Genomic DNA, 1012 nt, shown 5'->3' on the forward strand with positions numbered 1-1012 from the left:
CTGTTCCTGTTCTGCGGCAGAAGAGCGGACAGAATCAAAGGCCTTCTTTGGCAGCAGGATGGATTTCTGCTGCTCTATAAACGGTTGGATGACGGCCATTTTCGATGGCCGAGAGACAAAAACGAGGTCAGAGAACTTAGCCCGCAGCAGCTGAGATGGCTGCTTGAGGGGCTCTCTCCAGAGCAGAAAACAACAGTAAAAAGGAGATAGAATAGTGCCGAAAACGCTTTAAATAAAGCGATTTCAGTCTGATTTATGGTATAATTTAAACAGGGAAAATTATGTCAGAAATCAATACGAGCAACATCAGCGAGAACCAGTTCTTTCATCAGCTGGTTGAATTGAACAAGACCATTAACAAGCTGACCATTCAGTATGAGAAGAGCCAGGAAGAGAATGAAGCTAACAGAAAACTGATTAAGAGCCTCACAGAGCAGCTGGATCAGGCAAATGCCACGATCCTTGATCTGTCTGCTCAGATCAGGCTGATGGCTGCTCAGAAGTATGGCAGGAGTTCTGAAAAGAGAAAGCCAGATAAAAAGGACGATCATGACCAGCCATCCGGTCCTTCTGCCGAAACCCCTGCTCCCGGAGCTTCCGCAAGGAAACGGCCTGTTCGTTCCAAAGCCCGTAAGCCGAAGGAATCTCTGGAAGATCTTATTAAAAAGATGAACCTTCCTGTCACAGATGAACTTCACGAACTGTCTGAAGACCAGAGAATCTGTTCCGTCTGCGGTACGGAACTCACTCCGATCGGCAGAAAGCTGGTCCGTCATGAAGTCAGATACATTCCAGGAAAACTGGAAATCATCCGGCACTATTCTGTTTCTTACGGCTGTCCCGAATGTAAAAGGAAGAGCCGGGATCCGCGTTATCTTCCAGGCGAGTTTGATATTCACCCGGTCATGGCAAAGGCTCCCGAATCACTCCTTTTTGGAAAATGGGTTTCTCCCTCTCTGATGGCGCTTGTCATCACCCTCAAGGCACTGTATCAGCTGCCCGTCAACCGGAT

General features: G+C 47.8%; 2 protein-coding genes. Both read left to right on the forward strand.

Annotation, left to right across the window (positions count from 1 at the left end; genetic code table 11):
* Positions 1-210 (forward strand): IS66 family insertion sequence element accessory protein TnpB (gene tnpB / locus BO222_RS01065; RefSeq protein WP_143356875.1); only part of this gene is annotated, 210 nt, incomplete at its 5' end.
* Positions 211-281: 71 nt separating this feature from the next.
* The coding region (locus tag BO222_RS01070) for an IS66 family transposase zinc-finger binding domain-containing protein (RefSeq protein WP_178390476.1) at positions 282-1012 on the forward strand (731 nt) is incomplete at its 3' end.

The organism is Ileibacterium valens (assembly GCF_001945525.1).
Taxonomy (GTDB): domain Bacteria; phylum Bacillota_I; class Bacilli_A; order Erysipelotrichales; family Erysipelotrichaceae; genus Ileibacterium; species Ileibacterium valens.